The sequence below is a fragment of the Pseudomonas sp. TE3786 genome, from assembly GCF_054057335.1.
The window spans coordinates 39,804-58,208 of record NZ_JBSRZF010000024.1 but is presented as its reverse complement, the minus strand read 5'-3'; the positions used below and the strand labels follow the sequence as shown (position 1 = coordinate 58,208).

14 protein-coding genes are annotated in these 18,405 nt (G+C 64.1%); all 14 read right to left on the bottom strand.

The window, feature by feature from the left end; genetic code table 11:
* Positions 1-16: 16 nt before the first annotated feature.
* The 14 genes from ACVW0Y_RS21195 to glgA all read right to left on the bottom strand — a co-directional run bounded on the left by ACVW0Y_RS21195 (position 17) and on the right by glgA (position 18,246).
* Complete coding sequence (locus ACVW0Y_RS21195) at positions 17-994, bottom strand: lysylphosphatidylglycerol synthase transmembrane domain-containing protein (protein WP_457441079.1); 978 nt, start codon at positions 992-994, stop codon at positions 17-19.
* Complete coding sequence (gene clsB / locus ACVW0Y_RS21190; protein ID WP_457441078.1) at positions 991-2,229, bottom strand: cardiolipin synthase ClsB; 1,239 nt, start codon at positions 2,227-2,229, stop codon at positions 991-993. Before clsB ends, ACVW0Y_RS21195 begins: the two co-directional genes overlap by 4 nt.
* Positions 2,226-3,014, bottom strand: a complete 789-nt coding sequence (locus tag ACVW0Y_RS21185; RefSeq protein ID WP_457441077.1) for an endonuclease/exonuclease/phosphatase family protein — start codon at positions 3,012-3,014, stop codon at positions 2,226-2,228. The genes clsB and ACVW0Y_RS21185 overlap by 4 nt, the downstream gene beginning before the upstream one ends.
* Positions 3,011-3,931, bottom strand: coding sequence for a DUF72 domain-containing protein (locus ACVW0Y_RS21180; protein WP_457441076.1), 921 nt, complete (start codon positions 3,929-3,931; stop codon positions 3,011-3,013). The genes ACVW0Y_RS21185 and ACVW0Y_RS21180 overlap by 4 nt, the downstream gene beginning before the upstream one ends.
* A gap of 303 nt (positions 3,932-4,234) precedes the next feature.
* Entirely contained in the window at positions 4,235-4,903 is a 669-nt protein-coding gene (locus ACVW0Y_RS21175; RefSeq protein ID WP_457441075.1) for a glycosyltransferase, read from the bottom strand.
* Positions 4,900-5,511 (bottom strand): class I SAM-dependent DNA methyltransferase, encoded by a 612-nt coding sequence (locus ACVW0Y_RS21170; protein WP_457441074.1) that lies wholly within the window; start codon positions 5,509-5,511, stop codon positions 4,900-4,902. Before ACVW0Y_RS21170 ends, ACVW0Y_RS21175 begins: the two co-directional genes overlap by 4 nt.
* Positions 5,512-5,521: 10 nt before the next feature.
* Positions 5,522-6,286 (bottom strand): PIG-L deacetylase family protein, encoded by a 765-nt coding sequence (locus tag ACVW0Y_RS21165; RefSeq protein ID WP_457441073.1) that lies wholly within the window; start codon positions 6,284-6,286, stop codon positions 5,522-5,524.
* Positions 6,283-7,305, bottom strand: coding sequence for an acyl-CoA dehydrogenase (locus tag ACVW0Y_RS21160; protein WP_457441072.1), 1,023 nt, complete (start codon positions 7,303-7,305; stop codon positions 6,283-6,285). The genes ACVW0Y_RS21165 and ACVW0Y_RS21160 overlap by 4 nt, the downstream gene beginning before the upstream one ends.
* 15 nt (positions 7,306-7,320) lie before the next feature.
* The gene (glgX, locus tag ACVW0Y_RS21155; RefSeq protein WP_457441071.1) at positions 7,321-9,486 is read right to left on the bottom strand and encodes a glycogen debranching protein GlgX; all 2,166 of its coding nucleotides are present in this window, start codon (positions 9,484-9,486) and stop codon (positions 7,321-7,323) included.
* A 23-nt stretch (positions 9,487-9,509) separates the two neighbouring features.
* Entirely contained in the window at positions 9,510-9,998 is a 489-nt protein-coding gene (locus ACVW0Y_RS21150; RefSeq protein WP_457441070.1) for a DUF2934 domain-containing protein, read from the bottom strand.
* Positions 9,995-12,823: a malto-oligosyltrehalose synthase gene (locus tag ACVW0Y_RS21145; protein WP_457441094.1), complete on the bottom strand. Its 2,829-nt coding sequence runs from the start codon at positions 12,821-12,823 to the stop codon at positions 9,995-9,997. The genes ACVW0Y_RS21150 and ACVW0Y_RS21145 overlap by 4 nt, the downstream gene beginning before the upstream one ends.
* A 4-nt stretch (positions 12,824-12,827) precedes the next feature.
* Complete coding sequence (gene malQ / locus ACVW0Y_RS21140; protein ID WP_457441069.1) at positions 12,828-14,924, bottom strand: 4-alpha-glucanotransferase; 2,097 nt, start codon at positions 14,922-14,924, stop codon at positions 12,828-12,830.
* On the bottom strand, positions 14,921-16,693 hold the full coding sequence (gene treZ, locus ACVW0Y_RS21135) for a malto-oligosyltrehalose trehalohydrolase (RefSeq protein WP_457441068.1): 1,773 nt from the start codon (positions 16,691-16,693) through the stop codon (positions 14,921-14,923). Before treZ ends, malQ begins: the two co-directional genes overlap by 4 nt.
* The gene (gene glgA, locus ACVW0Y_RS21130; RefSeq protein ID WP_457441067.1) at positions 16,693-18,246 is read right to left on the bottom strand and encodes a glycogen synthase GlgA; all 1,554 of its coding nucleotides are present in this window, start codon (positions 18,244-18,246) and stop codon (positions 16,693-16,695) included. The genes treZ and glgA overlap by 1 nt, the downstream gene beginning before the upstream one ends.
* Positions 18,247-18,405 lie beyond the last annotated feature (159 nt).

The following is an 18,405-nucleotide window of genomic DNA, read 5'->3' as shown; positions in this document are numbered from 1 at the left end:
CGTATAGCCACGCCGTTTATTCATCCTGCGAAGTGCGAATATGCTTCGCGCGTTTCTCCAGGATCAGGTACACCACCACCGCAACCGCCAGCGGCAGCAGAAAGTAGATCACCCGGTAGCCAATCAACGCGGCGACTATGTTGCCCTTGGCCACCGAGTGTTGCAGCAGGGCGATAAACACTGCTTCCAGCACGCCGAGCCCAGCGGGGATATGGGTGATCACCCCGGCGATGCTACTGATCAGCAGAATGCCGAGGATGTCCCAGTAGGACACCTTGTCCGGTAGCAGGATAAAAATCATCGCCGCCATCAGCCCCCAGTTCAGGGTGCCCAACACGATCTGCGCCGAGGCCATGCGCAGGCTCGGCAGGGTGATTTCCTGTTTACCGAAGTGCCAGTTGCGCCGCTTGCTGAATTTGCACGACACCAGGTACACCAGCGCCGCCGCCAGCAGACCGAAGCCAATGTATTGCAGGGTGGTTTCGCCGATTTTCCAGTGTTCGGGCAGGTCCACCAGGCGCAGGGAAAACACTCCGCCGGCGAGCAGGATATAGCCGAGCCAGTTGGTCAGCAGGCTGATGCTGATCACCTTGGTAATGGTCGGCACATCCAGCCCCAGGCGCGAGTACAGGCGATAACGCATGGCGATGCCGCCGACCCAGGAGCTGAGGTTGAGGTTGAAGGCATAGCAGACGAAGGTCACCGGGATGGTCTGCCGCGCCGGCAGCTTGTGTTCGGTGTAGTGGCTGCCGATCAGGTCGAAGCAGCTGTACACCGCATAGCTGGCGGCGCTGGCGGCCAGGGCCAGCAGCAGGGTCTGGGCGCTGTAGGCATGCAGCGCCTGTTTCACTTCCTGCCAGTTGAGGTTTTTCACCAGCAGGTACAGCAGCACCGGCACCAGGCAGAAGAAGAAAATATTCAGCAGGCGTTTGCCCCAGACTTTCCAGGCCGCTTGCGGTCGGTCCTGCTCGGCGGTGGCGCTGTTGACGCTCATCGGCTTTCCTCGGCGTTGCAGTTCAGGGGCACCTCTGGCGTTTCGCTGGCGGGCACGGCGTCGGCCACGGTCAGGGGTTTGAGGCGCGGCGAATGGGCGGGAAACCAGCCGGCGATGGCGGGGAAGTGGCGCAGAAAGTGGAAGCAGACAAAGATCATCGGTGCCCGCCACCAGTAGCCGCGCATCACCCGTTCCAGGGTGATGCGTTTGCACTTGGCCGAAGCCAGTTCGCTGAGGTGCTCGTGGAGCTGCTGGTTGAAACGGTGGTCACGGATGATCACGTTGGCTTCCAGGTTTAGCGACAGGCTCAGCGGGTCGAGGTTGCTGGAGCCCACCGTGGCCCATTCGTGGTCCACCAACGCCACCTTGCCGTGCAGCGGGCGCTGGCAGTATTCGTGAATCACCACGCCGTCGCGCAGCAGGTAGTTGTAGAGCAGCCGGGTACACAGGCGCACCAGCGGCATATCCGGCTGGCCCTGCATGATCAGCGTCACCTTCACCCCGCGGCGCGCGGCATTGCGCAGTTCGCGCAGCAGGCGGTAGCCGGGGAAAAAATAGGCATTGGCCACCACCAGGCGGTAGTTGGCCGAGCGAATCGCGGCCATATAGGCGGCTTCGATGCAGTCCTGATACGCGTCGTTATCACGCAGGGCCAAGAGCATGCGTACGGTGCCGCGAAAATGATTGGCCGGCGACGGCGGCTGCTTGCCCGGCCGCTCACCGCGGCGCACGGCCAGCAGTTCGAGGGCGGCACGGTGCACATCGGTGACGATCGGGCCGTGGATCTGCACGGCGTAATCCTGCTTGGCCATAGGGCCGAAATCGGCCAGGTGGTCGGCGCAGAAGTTGATTCCGCCAATAAACGCGGTTTGTGCATCGACGACCACTATCTTGCGGTGCAGGCGGCGAAACAGGTTGGTGCGCAGGCCCATGATCTTCGGGCGCGGGTCGAAGGTATTGAGCTTCACACCGGCCTCGGTCAGCGCCGCCACATAGGGCGCACCGAGGTCGGCGGTGCCGTAGCCGTCCACCGTCACTTCCACGTGCACGCCGCGTTTGGCTGCGGCAATCAGCACCTGCTGCAGCTGCTGGCCAACCTTGTCTTCGTAGATGATAAAGGTCTCCAGCAGCACCTCCTTGCGTGCCGCCTGGATGCTGGCAAACACCCGGGGAAAAAACTCCTCGCCGTTGATCAGCAGCTGTACGTCGTTACCGTCGCGCCACTGGTAATTCACAGGCGTACCTCCACGGCCAGCGGGGCATGATCGGACAGATGCGACCAGGGCCGGGTCGACAGCACCTGCGGCTCATGACTGTGGGCATTGCGGATATAGATACGGTCCAGACACAGCAGCGGCCAGCGTGCCGGAAAACTGCGCGCCGGCATGCCGTAGTGCTGCATAAATACTTCCTGCATGCCGGCGTTGACCAGCACCGCATCGGCGCGCAGACGCCAGTCGTTGAAGTCGCCGGCGACTATCACCGGGGCGTCCTTGGGCAGGCTGTCGAGGAGAGTGCACAGCAACTGCAATTGCTTTTGCCGGTGCCCCTCACGCAGCCCCAGGTGCACGCAGATGGCATGCACTTCGCGGTGCCCCGGCACATCCAGCACACTGTGCAACAGGCCACGCTGCTCGTGCACCCCGATCGACACATCGAGGTTGTCATGGCGCAGGATGGGGAATTTCGACAGCAGCGCATTGCCATGGTCGCCATCCGGATACACCGCATTGCGGCCATAGGCGAACTGCGGCCACATGCTGTCGGCCAGGAACTCGTACTGCGGGGTTGGCGGCCAGTTGCTGTAGCGCTTGGCATGGGTCTGATGGGTACCGTGCACCTCCTGCAGAAACACCAGGTCGGCCTCCATAGTGCGTACTGCATCGCGCAACTCTGGCAGGATGAAACGCCGGTTGAATACGGTAAAACCCTTGTGCATGTTCACCGTGAGAATGCGCAGGCTATGCACCGCAGGGCGCAGCTGGTTGACGGGCAGGGGCACGGAGGTGACGGTACTCATAAGTCGATTCCTTGCGGTAAAACACCGGGGCAGGTGGCCAGTGCGGCGGTGAGGTCGAACGACTGCAACAGCTGGCGGGCATCGAAAGGTGCGCGCACTTTGATGTCGTTATCGAAGTAGCAATACACATCGCGGGCGGTCTGCCCGGGCTTGCTGCCTGGGGCGATCAGCTGGGCGTCGGCGGGTTGCTTGCCGTGGCTCCAGGCGTCGATGCGCTGATGCCAGCGCTGCAGCGCTGACCTTGAGTAGCCGCTGCTGTAGAGCTTCTTGTCGCCATGCAGGCGCATATAGACGAAGTCGCTGGTGAGGTCTTCGGCGTACGGCCATTTTTTCGCGCTGTCAGCCACCACCAAGGCCACCTTGTACTGGCGCAGCAGCGCTACAAAGGCTTCGTCGACAAAGCTTCCATGGCGGATCTCCATGGCATGGCGCAGCGGCTGCTTGCCCGGCCAGTCGAGATAGCCTTCCAGGTGGCGACGTTCGTCACTGTGGCTGGCCAAGGCTTTCGCCGCGCGGCGGGTGGCCGGCAACTGCTGGAAAAACGCCTCGATCAGCGGCGCGTCGAACTTAAAGCTGGGGGGGAACTGCCAGAGAATCGGGCCCAAGCGTTTATCCAACTGACCGAGCCCGGAAGCGAAGAAATTGGCCATGGGTTGTTCGATATCGTGCAGGCGCTTGATATGGGTGATCAGGCGTGGCGCCTTGATACTGAAGACGAAATCGTCCGGGGTATCGGCGGCCCAGCCGCGATAGCGTTCGGGGGTTTGCAGGGCATAAAACGAGCCGTTGATTTCGATGCTGTTGACTGCCCGTGAGGCGAACTTCAGCTCGTTACGCTGGACCAGACCCTTGGGGTAGAACTCGCCGCGCCATGGGCCGTAGCGCCAGCCGGATATGCCGATGCGGATGTCAGCCATGGTTTAGGTCGGCTTGCAGCGCTGGGTGGAGTCAACCAGTGCGACGGTCATACGTGGTCCTCCCGACGGGTAAGTGGTGGGCGCGCGGTAGGCCCCCAGTACTAGTTCCGACTGGGGGGTAGGGGGGGCGGTTCAGGGTTTTTTGCTGATGGGCCGGTGGTGGCCCTTGGGGGATCCCAGCCTGCGCTGGGATGACGGTGTTCGGGAAAAAAACTCCGTCATCCCAGCGCAGGCTGGGATCCAGGCGCGAGGATAAAAAAACGAACGAAGGGCCGCTCTTGATCTGGCTGGTGATCTTGCTCCCTAAACCGGTACCTGCTGCGCCCCCGTCAACGTCCGCAAGTAATCCGCAAACCCGCCTACCATCCGCACATCCAACCGTGCGCTGGTCGTGACCTGCGGCAACGCCGTCCAGGCAATGCTCGCACCGCTCTGCTGGAAGCGGCTGACCAACTGCACATCCTCATCCACCGCCAACGGCTGAAAGCCCCCCGCACGCAGGTAAGCCTGGGCGCTGAAACCAAGGTTGGCACCATGGATATGCCGATGCCCATCGCCATCGTGGTAGCGACCCTGGTACTCGGCCTGAACCTCATCCGGTATATCGCCCCAATCGCTGATCTTTACCGTGCCGCAAACCACCTCGGTGCCCTGTTGCAACTGCGCCACCAGCCAGTCCTCAGCCACCTGGCTGTCGGCGTCAGTGCATGCCAGCCAACGCGCGCCCTGGTCGACCAACAGACGCACCCCCTGGGCGCGAGCCTCGCCGACATTGCGCGCATCCACCGCAATAGTCGCCACGCCATGGGCCAGGGCGATCTGCGCCGAGGCGTCGGTGCAGCTGTCGAGTACCACCAGAATATGCACGGTCTCGCCCTCCAGTTGCGGGTGGGCGGCCGCCCGTTGCAGGGCCACTAGACAATCGCTGAGCAGGGCTTCTTCGTTATGTACCGGGATGATCACTCCAATCATGTTGCTCTCCTGACCAGGCCTTCGTGTTCGGCGACGGAGGTGGGGTTTTCGCACCACACTTCCAGTAGTAAATCGGCTTCCTGGTGCCAGACCAGGCGTGGCATGCGTAGCAGCTGGTGAAGTTCCTCGTGCACCTGGTCGCCGGTATGCGGACAGCCGTCGATGGGCGGCCGCCAGTGACAGGCGAGCACCGTGCCGCCGGGGTTGAGGGCGTAGCGCATGCTGAAGATCAGTTGGCTGAGGTCGCCGCTGTCGAGGTAGTAGCCCAGCTCGCTGAATACGATCAGGTCGAATTTCCCCGCCGGCCATTCCCTCGGCAGCCGGCCTTGCCAGAACTGCACATGGGTCCGTTGTTGCAGGCGGCTGCGGGCCAGGTCGAGGGCGGTGGCTGAGGTGTCGCAGCACAGCAAGTGGTCGCTGCGCGCGGCCAGGCGGGCGCTCAGTTCGCCGTTGGCGCAGCCCAGTTCCAGCACGTTGGCGTAGCGGCGCTGGGGCAGGCTGGACAGGGTCAGGTAGCGTTTGCGCCGTTCATACCAGCGGGTGCGCATCGCCCAGGGGTCGGCATCAGCGCGGAACATCCCTTCGAAGTAGCTATCGGCCACGCTCATGGCTGCGCCCTCAGACAAACATCAGTTCAAACGGTTGCTGCAAACGCTCGAGGGCGCAGGCGGGCAGCACCGCCGGCAGATCGGCTTGCGGGTCGGGATGAATCTGGCTGGCGAAGGCCTGGATGGCGTGACGTTTACGCGCTTGGGTCCAGGTGTCGAGTGGCAGTTTGCGGGCGCGCTCCCAGGGGATGCGCGGGTCTTCCGGGTCGGCCCAGTGCCAGGCCCAGATCGGTACTTCCTTCAGCGGAATCTGCGCCTGTGCGGCAGCGGCCAGGCAGGCCCTGGCGGTGGCCTCGTGGTCGCTGTGCCCATCGCTGCGCCAGGTGGTGAACAGCACGTCGTTGGGCAGCAGGTAGCTGAGCAGAAACTGGGTCAGTTCCTCTTCGCACAGGTGTACCTGAGTATCGGGGTAACCGCCGTGCAGCCATTTGTATTGGCTCTGATCCAGGCCCAGGCGCCGCAGGGCCTGGGCGCTTTCCAGGGGGCGGGCGATGCTCAGGCGGCGCGGGGTCCAGTAGTGCGAGCCAAGATTGCTGGCGGTACCGGCGGTCACCGAGATCAGCAGCATGGGGATGTTCTGCTGGCCGAGCATCTGCAGCAACCCGCCACAGCCGAGCACTTCGTCGTCCGGGTGCGGCGCAACGATCACGGCGCGCGCGCCAGCCGGCAGCAGCTCGGCCAGGTCGATGGGCTGCACATCGCTCAGGCGCCGGGATTGGTTCCAGGCCTGCAGCGGGGTGCCGATGAGTTGGCTATTGATCAGGTTCGGTTTCATAACATCCAGCTTCCTTCTGGTTCATCGGCAACCCGCTCACCTTGAGCGGCCAGGTCGCGTTCTGCATGGCTCTGTCTTACATAGACCGGGAGGTCTGCCAGCAGTTGGGCAAATTTTTCATCGCGGCAGTAAGGCCCTGCGCCGAGGGCCCGACCAACGTGTTCGATGGCTTGCGCAGCGGCGTATTCGCACTGGCTGCGCAGGCGGCGTACCAGGCGTTCGGCGTTGGCGTAGGGCTGCTGGTCAATCCAGGCGGCACCGGCGCGCAGGCTGTCGGCGGCGGCCCCCAGGGCGCTGTCCAGCGCGCCCAGGTGCGCCAAGGCGTGCGGCTCCGGGCGTTTGCGGCAGTGGCTGCGGAGTGCTTCGGCCAACGCCTGGGCGGCACCGAACCAGCAGACGCCAATGCCGGCACCGCCGTGCCAGAACCCCGGGCGGTCGAGGTAGGCACCCGGTGGGCCGATCAGGTGGCCGCGGGCCTGGTCGAAGCGCACTTCCACGCTGGCAGTGGCGGCCATCCCGACTGCATGCCAGCCCTGGTCGGTGACATTGATGCCGGGCTGCTGCAAGGCCACGGCCACCAGCTGTTGCTGACCTTCTTCATCCCAGCAGGTCAGCAGCGCATGGCTGAGTTCCTTGGCCCCCGAGCACCAGGCTTTGAGGCCGTCCAGGCGCACGTCCTTGGCCGAGGTGCGGGCGTTGATCTGCACCTTGGCCTGCGGCGGTTCGGCGGCCCACATGCCCCAGGTGCTGTCGCTGGGCAGGCTGTAGTCGCCTTGCACCTCGGCAATGATCGCCAGGGCGTCGGTGTGGCCTTCGTAGAGTTTGCACAGGCTGAGGTCGCTGGCCGCCACCGCTGCCAGCCCGCGCCAGCGCTGCAGGGTGGAGCCGCTGGCGGGGTGGGGCAGGCGGTCGAGGCCTTCGTCAACCAGACGCTGCAGTGCCGCCCCGGGCTGGCGCACCGGGGTGGGCAGGGCGGCGAGCAGCGCGTGCAGATCGGCGTCGCTGAAATGGCGTTCCATGCTCGAATCTCCTGTTCATGTGCTGCTATCGCGTTGCAGCTCGAACAGCAGCAGCGAGCGGCTGGTGACGGTGAATTCATGGTTGAATTCGAACGCCTCGTGGCTGCGCTCATCCGGCCGGTTGCTGTCCAGCAGGCAGCTCCAGCCGGTGCCGCCGGCCACTTCCGGCAGGGTGAAATTGACCACGTCGTGGTGCGCGTTGAGGATCAGCAGCAGGGTCGCGTCGGCACCCTTGCGGCGAATGCCGGTGGGCTGTGCGCGGCCGTCCATCAGCATGCCCAGGCAGCGGGCGTGGGGGTCTTCCCATTGCTCCGGGGTCATCTCGTTGCCGCACGGCGACAGCCAGGTGACATCCTTGACGCCCAGCTCCTCGTTGTACTGGCCGACCAGGAAACGTCCACGGCGCAGGATCGGAAAGGCTTTGCGCAGGCTGATCACCCGGCGGGTGAATTCCAGCAGGCTTTTGCCTTCTTCATCCAGGTTCCAGTCGACCCAGCCCAGTTCGTTGTCCTGGCAGTACACATTGTTGTTGCCGTTCTGGGTGCGACTGAATTCGTCACCGGCCACCAGCATCGGCGTGCCTTGGGACAGCAACAGGGTGGCGAGCATATTGCGCATCTGGCGCAAGCGCAGGCTGCGGATTTCCGGGTCGTCGCTGGGGCCTTCGGCGCCGTGGTTCCAGGAAATGTTGTTGTCGTTGCCGTCGCGGTTGTCTTCGCCATTGGCTTCGTTGTGTTTGTGGTCGTAGGACACCACATCACGCAGGGTGAAGCCGTCATGGGCGGTGATGAAATTCACCGAGGCAAAGGGCCGGCGGCCACGCTGGTTGAACAGGTCGCCGGAGGCGGTCAGGCGGCTGGCCAGTTCGGCCACCTGGCCTTCATCACCGCGCCAGAAGGCGCGCACGTTGTCGCGGAAGCGGTCGTTCCATTCCACCCAGCCGGGCGGAAAGCCGCCGACCTGGTAGCCGCCGGGGCCGCAGTCCCAGGGTTCGGCAATCAGTTTGGTCTTGCTCAGCACCGGGTCCTGGCGGCAGGCGACGAGGAAGCTGTGGCGTTCATCGAAGCCGTCGGCGTAGCGGCCGAGGATGGTAGCCAGGTCGAAGCGAAAGCCATCCACGCGCATCTCGGTAGCCCAGTAGCGCAGCGAGTCGGTGACCATCTGCAGCACGCAGGGGTGGCTCAGGTCCAGGGTGTTGCCGGTGCCGGAGTCGTTGATGTAATGGCGTTTGTCGCTGGGCAGCAGGCGGTAGTAACTGGCGTTGTCGATGCCGCGCATGCTCAGGGTCGGGCCCAGTTCGTTGCCCTCGGCGGTGTGGTTGTAGACCACGTCGAGAATCAGCTCCAGGCCGGCATCGTGCAGGTGGGCGACCATTTCCTTGAATTCGTTGATATGGCCGCTGGCGGAGTAGCCGGCGTGGGGGGCGAAGAAGGCGATGCTGTTGTAGCCCCAATAGTTGTTCATGCCTTTTTCCAGCAGGTGTTTGTCGTCGACAAAACCGTGCACGGGCAGCAGTTCGATGGTGGAGATGCCAAGTTTTTTGATGTGTTGCAGCAGGTCCGGGTTCATCAGCCCGGCATAGGTGCCGCGCAGGTTATCCGCCACGGCCGGGTGGCGCATGCTGGTGCCGCGCACGTGGGCTTCGTAGATGATGGTGCTGTCCCAGGGCACCCGTATGCTGGGCCGTTCGCCCCAGGTGAAGGCGGGGTCGATGACCTTGCTTTTCGGCACGAACTTGGCGCTGTCGCGTTTATCGAAACTGAGGTCGGCATCCTTGTGGCCGATGGTGTAGCCAAACAGCGATTCCGACCATTTGAGCTTGCCCACCAGTTGCTTGGCGTAGGGGTCGATCAACAGTTTATTGGGGTTGAAACGATGCCCGGCCGAGGGCTCGTAGGGCCCGTATACGCGGTAGCCGTAGATCTGCCCGGGATGGGCGTCGGGTAGATAGCCGTGCCAGATCTCGTCGGTGTATTCGGGCAGCACGATGCGTTCCAGCTCGGTTTCGCCGGTGCTGTCGAACAGGCACAACTCAACCTTGGTGGCGTGGGCGGAAAACAGCGCGAAGTTGACCCCCAGACCATCCCAGGTGGCGCCCAGGGGAAACGGGTGGCCTTCGGAGATGCGCGATTGCCGCACGACTTGCGGTGCCGAATTCGGCGATTTATGCGGCTTGGTCATTGCGTCTTTTCCTCACAAGTAGTTCAGGCTTTTGGCGCTTTGGCGGCCGGCTTCCTGGCTGCTGGCTGGCTATCGGCCGGGGCTTTTTTGCCCGGCAGCGACGGCTTGCCGGCAGTGGGTTTGGGCGCAGCCGATGGCTTGGCAGGCGGTTTCGGTGTGTCAGATTTGGCGCTCGGCGATTTCGCTGTGGGGGCTTTCGGGGCCACAGGTTTATCCGCTTGAGGTTTGGATGACGCGGCGGGCTTTTCGGTCGGAGTTTTTTTTGCTTTGGGTTGCAGCAGCGCCGGTTTTTCCGCCTTGGCCTTAGTCGGTTTTTTTGCCGCTGGAATGGCCGGATTGGCGGCCGGCAGGGTTTTGCCTTTTACGCTCTTTTGCGCCGCCGGAACCCGGGCTTCGGACGCGGCGAGCTTGATCGCCATTTGCCAATGGCGCTCGGCCTGGCCTTCGGGTTTACCTTCGGATTCCCAGATCTGGAAAGCGAATTCACGTACGCGTTTTTCATCGATGCTCATGGCCGAGGCTCCTGAAAGGGATGTAGCAGATTGACCGGGAAGTCCCGCAGTAGGTGGGCAATGTCGAGGCGTCCCGCCACCGGGGTGTAGCTGCTGGTGGTAAAGGCGCTTTTCAGTGAGTGGTGGCTGAGGTGCTCCGGCAGCAGCAACTGGGTATCGCCCCAGGCGCTGTCGGCAATCAGCGGCGCGTTTTGGCCATCCAGCAAGCCGGCGGCGAGGCGCGGCAGCAGCACAATGACAAAGCGCTCATCGTCCAGATGGCGGGCAAAGGCCAGCAAGCGCGTGGCCTGGCTGCCTTCCACCGGCAAGGGCAGATACTGGCCACGGGCAAACACCGCGTGATGCTCGGCGCGCAGGTTGAGGGTGCGTTGCACCAACCATTGTTTGAGCTGACCGCCACGCCATTGATGGATCAATTCGCTCAGTGGCCGCGGATGCTCCAGGGCCGAGCGGCGCAGGGCGTAGTCCACCGGGCGGCGGTTGTCCGGATCGACCAGGCTGAAGTCCCAGAACTCGTTGCCTTGGTACAGGTCGGGCACCCCCGGCGTGGTCATGCGCAGCAACGCCTGAGCCAGCCCGTTGAGGGCAGCGCTGGGTGCCAGCGACTCAGCGGCGGCGGCGATTTCGCTGCGCAGTTCCACGGCATCGCTACGTTGCAGCAGGCCTTCGAGAAAGCGCCGGCAGGCACCCTCATAGACGTCGTTATTGGCATTCCAGCTGCTGCGCAGTTTGGCTTCGCGCAGGGCTTTTTGCTGCCAGCCGAGCAGGCGTTGCAGGTAGGCATCCAGGCGTGGCTGGTCGGTGCCGGTCAGGCCCAGGGGCCAACTGCCGAGCAGGGTCTGGTAGAGCATCAGCTCATCGCCCGGGCTGGGGGCGATGCCATCGGGCAATTCTTCGCGCAGCGCCGCCGCCATCGGCCACCAGCGGTCGATGCGTTCCACCAGCCAGGTGGAGCGTTCGCTGAGTACGGCCAGGCGGGCGCGGGTGTCTTCACCGCGTTTGTGGTCGTGGGTGGCGGTGGTCAGCAGGTTGTCGGGGAACTGTTTGCCACGGCGTTGCCAGCTGGCCTGCAGTTCGCTCACGGGCAGGCTGAAATGCTGCGGATCAAAACCCACGTCGTTGCGCGACAGCAGTACCGCGCTGCGGTAGCAGGCGGTGTCTTCCACGGCCTTGGCGGCGGCCGGTGAGGTCAGTTGCTGGAAGCGCGTCAGCAGTTTCTGCCGCTGTTTGCGCGCCGGTCCCGGCGGCAGTTGGCGCAGCGCCTGGCCACCGAGCCAGCGGTCGAGGTAGCCGAGCAGCGGCCAGTCGGCTTCGCCCAGGCTGCCATGGGCGGCGTGCAGGGCCTGCTGGAAAAACAGCTGATCCTGCGCCGAGCGACCGTGGCCACCGGCATAGGTGCGGTACACCGGAAAGTGCACGATCAGCTCCAGCAGGGCGCGGCGAATCGAGCCGAGGGTCAGGTCACGGCTGGCAATGTCGTCACGGGCCACCAGCAACAGACCCTGGGCCAAGGCTTCGAGGTCGCCGGCCAGGGTGCCGTTGAGCACCAGTTGCCGGGCTTCACGCACCTCGTCCATAAAGTTGGCGGTGCGCCCGCTGCGTTGTTCCCACAGCGCCGCCAGCTGCAGTTGGCCAATCGGGTCGTGCTGCAGCTGCGACACCTCGTTCATAAATTCATAGCCGGTGGTGCCGTCCACCGCCCAGTTGCCGGGCAGCGTTTCGCCGGCACCGAGGATTTTTTCCACATAGATGGGGAAGGGCTGATTGGCCAGCGCCTGCGGGCGTTTGCTCAGCAGACCGTTAACCCGGCGGCGCAGCTTGCGGCAGTAGGCACCGGGGTTGGCCAGGCCGTCGACATGGTCGATGCGCAAGCCATCCACCAGGCCTTGCTGAATCAGTTGGAAAATCTTGCCGTGGGTGGCTTCGAATACCCGGTTGCGCTCTACCCGCAGGCCGCCCAGTTCGTTGATATCGAAAAAACGCCGCCAGTTGATGTCGTCGGCTGCGGTGCGCCAGCTGGCCAGGCGGTAGTGCTGGCGTTCGAGCAACTGGTGCAGGTTGTTGAATGCCGGTTTGCCGTCTTCGCCGTCGGTGACGCCGGTCACCACTTCAAAATGGCTAAGGGCATCGGCCAGGGCCTGGCCGACTTCCGGCACCTGCGCCACTTCAGCCAGCTCGGTGCGAATCTGTCGGGCGCTGTGCCAGGCCAGCGGGTCGACGTCCAGACCTTCAAAGCGCGCGGCAAAGGCTTGCAGGGTGGGGTCGTCGCTGAGTTTCAGCACATCGGCATAAGTGGGAGGGGTGAGGGGAAAACGGTGTTCGTAGTGCTGGGCATAGAGGTTGCCAGTGTCGGCATCGAAGTTGAGCTGGATTTCGCCAGCACCGAGTACTTCGCCGTAGTCGCTGCGCAGAAAGGGCACCAGCAATTGGCCGACCATCAGCGGGTCATGGGAGCGCCACTGGATATCGAAGAAGTTGGCGTAGGGGCTGGTGGGGCCCCATTCCAGTACGTCCAGCCACCAGGGATTGGCGTCGCCACCGACGGCCATATGGTTGGAGACGATATCCAGAATCAGGCCCATACCATGGACGCGCAGCTCGGCCACCAGACGCAGCAGGGCTTCTTCGCCGCCCAGCTCGGGGTTGATGCAGGTCGGGTCGACCACGTCGTAACCATGGGTGGAGCCGGGCCGCGCTTTGAGAATCGGCGAGGCGTAGATATGGCTGATGCCCAGGGCGGCGAAGTAGCTCACCAGCGGCACGGCGTGGTTGAGGGTGAAGTCTTGATGAAATTGCAGGCGGACGGTGGCCGTCAGCGGGCGCAGTGGCTTACTCATGACGTGCCCTCACCGCCGGTGCCAGGTGGTCGCGGGCGCGGCGGGCCTGGTCGAGGCGTTGCAAACGCTGGCTGGGTTCGGGGCCGTCGAGCAGCTCGCTGGCATGGGTTGACCAACGCCGCCGCCAGTTGGGGTGGATATCGCCGGGGCCGGGCAGGTTCGGTTGCTCGAATTCGCCCAGGGCATCTTCCAGCGGCAACAGCACCAGCGGTGCCGGCGTACTGCCGAGGAACGACACGCTGGCATCCAGTTGTTCGGTGATGCTGTTGTCGCGGATCGGCAGCAGCGCGCAGTCTTGCAGGGCTTTTTGCAGGCAGTGTTTTTCCCACTGGCGATGCTTGTGATCGTCGATGCTGTGCTCGTGGGTGCTGTGCCCGGCCTGTTCGCGCCATTCGATATCGCGGCCTTGCATCCAGCCGTGCAGGGTCGGCAGGTCGTGGGTGGTGGTGGTCGCCAGGGCGTCGTCGGGCCAGAACGGCGCTGGAATAAAGCCGTCGTCCTTTTGCTCGAACAGCAGCACGCGCATGCCCAGCAGCCGGCGCTGCGCCAGCTCTTCGCGCAGGCCTTCGGGGACGGTGCCGAGGTCTTCGCCGATCACCAGGGCGCGGTTGCGCCAGGACTCCAGCGCCACCAGGCGCAGCAGATCCTGCAGTGGATAGTTGAGGTAGGCACCGGCTTGTGCGGGAGCACCCTGAGGAATCACCCAGAGGCGTTTGAGGCCCATCACATGGTCGATGCGCACCCCGCCGACATGGGCCAGATTGGCCTGGAGCATTTCGATAAAGGCGCGGTAGCCATGACGGCGCAGGCCATCGGGGGAAAACGCCGAGATGCCCCAGCTCTGGCCCTGGCGATTGAGGATATCCGGCGGCGCGCCGACGGTAAGGCTTTGCAGCAGTTCGTCCTGCCGCGCCCAGGCCTGGCTGCCAGCGCCGTCGGCACCGACAGCGAGGTCGGCGATCAGGCCGATCTTCATCCCCGAGCCCAGCGCAGCCGCTTGGGCGCGATCCAGACCACGGGCGATCAGCCATTGGCAGAAGGCGTGGTAGCCCACCTCCAGGGCGTGGTCGCTGGCGAACAGTTCGACGTTGGGATGATTGGGGTTGCGGTAGTGTTCCGGCCAGGCGCGCCAGTCGCCTGCCATCTCGTGACGCACCATAAAGCCTTGCAGGGCTTCGAAGCGGCAGTGCAGCAGCAGGGCATCGCCGCCCTTGAGGAGGAACTTGTCGAAGTCCGGGGTCAGGGCGTTGTGCTGGTCGCGAAAGGCGCGGTACAGCTGACGCAACAGGCGCTGGCGGCTGTCGGTAACGCCGGGCCAGTCCACCAGATCGAGGCTTTCCAGCTGGTGCAGGCGATCCTGCAGACCACAGAGGCTGATGGCGTCCTGCACTGCCGCATCGCCGAGCAATACATCCGGGGCCGCATGCAGGGTGTTGAACAGCAGGCGGCTGGACGGCGAGTAGGGGCTGTATTGTCCCGGCCAGGCGCTGAACATGGCGTGCACCGGGCTGATGGCCAGGGCGTCGGCACCGTGATGCGCGGCACTGCGGGCCAGGTCGGCGAGCGCCCGCATATCGCCAAGGCCACCATCGCCGGGGCGGCGCAAGGAGTACAGCTGGGCGGTCAGGCCCCAGATATGCCGGCGCTGGCCGTCGGTGAGTTCTTCCACGCTGAGGCAGGCGTGGGGAGCCACGGCCACGGTCAGCTGGCGCTGGCCGATCTGCAACTGGTGGTAGCCGCACTGGTCGAGCGCCGGCAGGCAGGCATTGCCGTCCAGACGGCCTTCAATACGCCGACCATCTTCCAGTTCCAGCTGGTAGCTGGTGTCGCTGCTGAATTCGCTGGCCAGGGACAACGGCCGGTGCAGCTCGTGGGTGAGCAGCGGCGGCAATTCGCGGGCGTGTTGTTGCTGCTCCAGGTGGGCGAGGCTGGCGGCGATCTGTTGCGGGCTTTGGGCGGCAAAGCCGAGGCCCTCGACCAGCGCGCGCTGGGCTTCGACGCTTACCCGTTGTGGCCGGCCATTGGCGTCCAGCCAGTCGACACTGAGGCCAGCGGCGGTGGACAGGCTGGCCAGTTGCTCGTCGCTCATGCGCTTTCCTCGATAGATGCCAGGGCACTGAAAGGGCCGCGCAGGCCCTGTTGCGCGGCGTGCAGGTCGATCCGGTTACCAAACACCACCCGTGCCGCCGAGCCCAGGGGCGGGGCGGTTACGGCTTGGTCGCTGAGGTTGAGGTCGATGCGCAGCTTGCTGCCATCGGCCAGGGTCCAGTTGGCGCTTAGGGCTTTGTCGCCGAGCACCTGCACATACCCGGCATGGCTACCGGGCAGGCGCGGCACGATCAACTGCTGACGCAGCTCCAGCAGCTTGCGGTAGTAGATGCGCCAGGCCTGGTGGCTGGGCTCGATATCCGGGGCGTAGTCGGGCAGCGAGCTATTGAAGGTGCCGAGCTTGTTGGGGTCGGGAATGCTGTCGCGGATCGCGCTGTCCTGGAACACGGCGAACTCGCCAAACTCATTGCGACGCCCGTCGCGCACCGCTATGCCCAGCTCGTCATGGTGGTCGGTGAAAAACAGAAAGGCCTGGCGCGAGCCCCATTCTTCGCCCATGAACAACAGGGGAATCATCGGTGACAGCAGCAGCAACACGGTGGCGGCTTTCAGCGCGTCGGGGTCGGCCAGGCAGCTCAGGCGTTCCCCGAAGGCGCGATTGCCAACCTGGTCGTGGTTCTGCAGAAACAGCACAAAGGCGGTGGGCGGCAAATGCCCGCTGGGCTCGCCACGGGCATGGCCATGGCGATTGGTCTGGCCTTGGTAGACAAAACCCTGTTGCAGGCAGCGCGCGAGTTTTTCCGTGGGCTGTTGAGCGTAGTCGCGGTAGTAGCCTTCGTGCTCTCCAGTCAGCAGAACGTGCAGGGCGTTGTGGCCGTCGTCGTTCCACTGGGCATCAAAGCCGGCTTGCAGCAGTTCGGCGCTGTTGTCTTCGTTTTCCAGCACCAGGTGCAGATGGCGTTCGAGCGGGACGGCGGCACGCAGGCGCTGGGCCATCTCGACAAGAAAATCCTTTTCGCTGATGGCGTGCACGGCGTCGAAACGCAGGCCGTCGACGCGGTAGTCCTGGACCCACATCAGGGCGTTTTCAATAAAAAAGTCACGCACCGGCGGGCGGCGAAAATCGATGGCCGGCCCCCAGGGGGTGCTGATGTCGTCGCGAAAGAAATCCTTGGCGTACAGGCCGAGGTAGTTACCGTCGGGGCCGAAGTGGTTGTACACCACATCGATAAACACCATCAGGCCCAGGCCGTGGGCGCTGTCGATCAGCTGACGCAACTGGTCGGGGCTGCCGTAGCTGTTTTGTGGGGCGAAGGGCAGTACGCCGTCATAACCCCAATTGCGCGTGCCGGGAAACTGGCCCAGGGGCATCAGCTCAATGGCGGTGATGCCCAGTTCGCGCCAATCGGCCAGTTGTTGCTCCACCCCGGCATAGCCACCGAACAGGCCGACATGCACTTCGTAGAGCACCGTTTCGTGCCAGGGTCGGCCTTGCCACTGCGGGTTCTGCCAGGAATAGCGGCTGGCATCCTGCAACAGGCTGAAGCCATGCACAGAATCCTGCTGGGCACGCGAAGCGGGATCGGGCACTTGCTGTTCGCCGTCGATGCGAAAGGCATAGGCACTGCCCAGCGGGCAGGGCAGGTCGCGGCGAAACCAGCCATCCGCTTGCTTGTGCAACGCCTGGGTGGAGCCGCCGGCGAACACCAGCTCGACGCTTTTTGCACTGGGGGCCCAGAGGGCAAAGCGGGTATTGCCCTCGTCGAGGTAGAGGGCACCATGTGCCGGCCCTGAGGTCGGCGTCGGCATCAGTAGTGACCTCGCGCGCGGCCGACCTGATGTTGCAGCAGGTCTTTGTACAGACGGTCGTAGGGCTCCACCGACTGCTTCCAGTACAGCGGCGAGGCCATGGCCCGGCAGCGCATGGCGTGCAGCAGCTCGGGGTACTGGAATACGTTGAGGGCCCGTTGCACGGCGTCCACGTAGCTGTCGTGGGTGGCGCGGCGGAACAGGAAGCCAGTGACGCCATCTTCGATGGTGTCGGCCAGGCCGCCGGTTTTGCGCGCAATCGGCAGGGAGCCGAAGCGCTGGGCATACATCTGGCTCAGGCCGCAGGGTTCGAAGCGCGACGGCATCAACAGGAAGTCGCTGCCGGCAAACATGCGCCGGGCGTCGGTTTCGTTAAAGCCGATGCGCACCCCGACGCGGCCGGGATAACGTTTGGCCATTTCCACCACCGCCTGTTCCAGCTCCGGTTCGCCACGGCCGATGATGGCCAGGCGGCCGCCGCCGTTGACGATGGTGTCGACTATTTCCAGGGTCAGGTCGATGCCTTTTTGCTGCACCAGGCGCGAGACCACGGCGAACAACGGGCCGTCATCGGCATCCAGACCGAACAGTTGCTCTACATACGCAGCGTTGGCGCGTTTGCCGTCCATGTTGTGCAGGCTGAATTTCGCCACCAGGTGCGGATCGGTGCGCGGGTCCCAGCTTTCGTCGATGCCATTGGTGATGCCGCTGAGATGGCCCTCGTGGGTTTTTGCCTGCAGCATTCCTTGCATGCCGCAGCCAAAGGCCTCGGTGGTGATTTCCTCGGCGTAGGTGTGGCTGACAGTGGTGATGTGGTCGGCATAGGTGATGCCGGCTTTGAGCAGCGACAGCTGGCCGTAGAACTCCATGCCGTCCTGGCCTGTGGCCTCGGGAGGCAGGCCGAGTTCGGGGCTGCACTGCACATCGATCATGCCCTGGTAGGCCAGGTTGTGAATGGTGAAGACGCAGGGCGTGGCCTGCTTCTGCCACTTCATATAGGCCGGGGTCAGGGCGGTCGGCCAGTCGTTGGCATGCACCAGGTCGGGAATCCAGCTCATGCCAGCCGCGCCGGCGGCGATATCGGCGGCAGCCAGGCCGAGGCGGGCGAAGCGGATATGGTTGTCCGGCCAGTCGCGGCTGTTTTCGTCGCCGTAGGGGGTGCCTTCGCGCTCATAGAGTTCCGGGCTGATCAGCACATATACGATCAGCCCGTCAGGCAGTTCCATGCGCCCGACTTGGCAAGGCGGCAGCGCAGCGTGGCCTTTGATATGGCCGATCACCCGCAGCGGATTACCGCTTTCCAGTACCTGCGGATAGCCGGGGATCAACACGCGGATATCGTGTTGGCCGGCGAGGGCGCGCGGCAATGCCGCCGAGACATCGCCCAAGCCGCCGACCTTGATCAGGTCGGCCAGCTCGGAGGTGACAAAGAGGATTTTCTTTTTGCTGGGGTACAGCGTCTGCGGCTTGTGGCTATCCACGGGTGGTTGAGCCTTTGGGGCGACAATCGCAGCGAAATCGTCCAGCCGGTCCATCGCTATAGCAGTTCCCATACTTTCCTCCCATGGCGCCACCACTGGTAGGGCGCTCGATTCGCTTGCTTGGTCGCTGAAATGTCTCCCCGCATTGGCTGGGCCAATACGACATCTGCGGTGTGGAGTGGATTGGCCTGGTCAGAAACAGGTCGTTGCCCCTACCTAAGTGCTGACTTG

Excerpts from the sequence above, each read along its gene's own strand:
- ACVW0Y_RS21165 (WP_457441073.1), bottom strand. The coding sequence starts at position 6,286 with ATGAAACCGAACCTGATCAATAGCCAACTCATCGGCACCCCGCTGCAG.
- ACVW0Y_RS21185 (WP_457441077.1), bottom strand. The coding sequence starts at position 3,014 with ATGAGTACCGTCACCTCCGTGCCCCTGCCCGTCAACCAGCTGCGCCCT.
- glgA (WP_457441067.1), bottom strand. The coding sequence starts at position 18,246 with ATGGGAACTGCTATAGCGATGGACCGGCTGGACGATTTCGCTGCGATT.
- ACVW0Y_RS21175 (WP_457441075.1), bottom strand. The coding sequence starts at position 4,903 with ATGATTGGAGTGATCATCCCGGTACATAACGAAGAAGCCCTGCTCAGC.
- ACVW0Y_RS21160 (WP_457441072.1), bottom strand. The coding sequence starts at position 7,305 with ATGGAACGCCATTTCAGCGACGCCGATCTGCACGCGCTGCTCGCCGCC.
- ACVW0Y_RS21150 (WP_457441070.1), bottom strand. The coding sequence starts at position 9,998 with ATGAGCATCGATGAAAAACGCGTACGTGAATTCGCTTTCCAGATCTGG.
- glgX (WP_457441071.1), bottom strand. The coding sequence starts at position 9,486 with ATGACCAAGCCGCATAAATCGCCGAATTCGGCACCGCAAGTCGTGCGG.
- treZ (WP_457441068.1), bottom strand. The coding sequence starts at position 16,693 with ATGCCGACGCCGACCTCAGGGCCGGCACATGGTGCCCTCTACCTCGAC.
- malQ (WP_457441069.1), bottom strand. The coding sequence starts at position 14,924 with ATGAGCGACGAGCAACTGGCCAGCCTGTCCACCGCCGCTGGCCTCAGT.
- ACVW0Y_RS21195 (WP_457441079.1), bottom strand. The coding sequence starts at position 994 with ATGAGCGTCAACAGCGCCACCGCCGAGCAGGACCGACCGCAAGCGGCC.
- ACVW0Y_RS21170 (WP_457441074.1), bottom strand. The coding sequence starts at position 5,511 with ATGAGCGTGGCCGATAGCTACTTCGAAGGGATGTTCCGCGCTGATGCC.
- ACVW0Y_RS21180 (WP_457441076.1), bottom strand. The coding sequence starts at position 3,931 with ATGGCTGACATCCGCATCGGCATATCCGGCTGGCGCTACGGCCCATGG.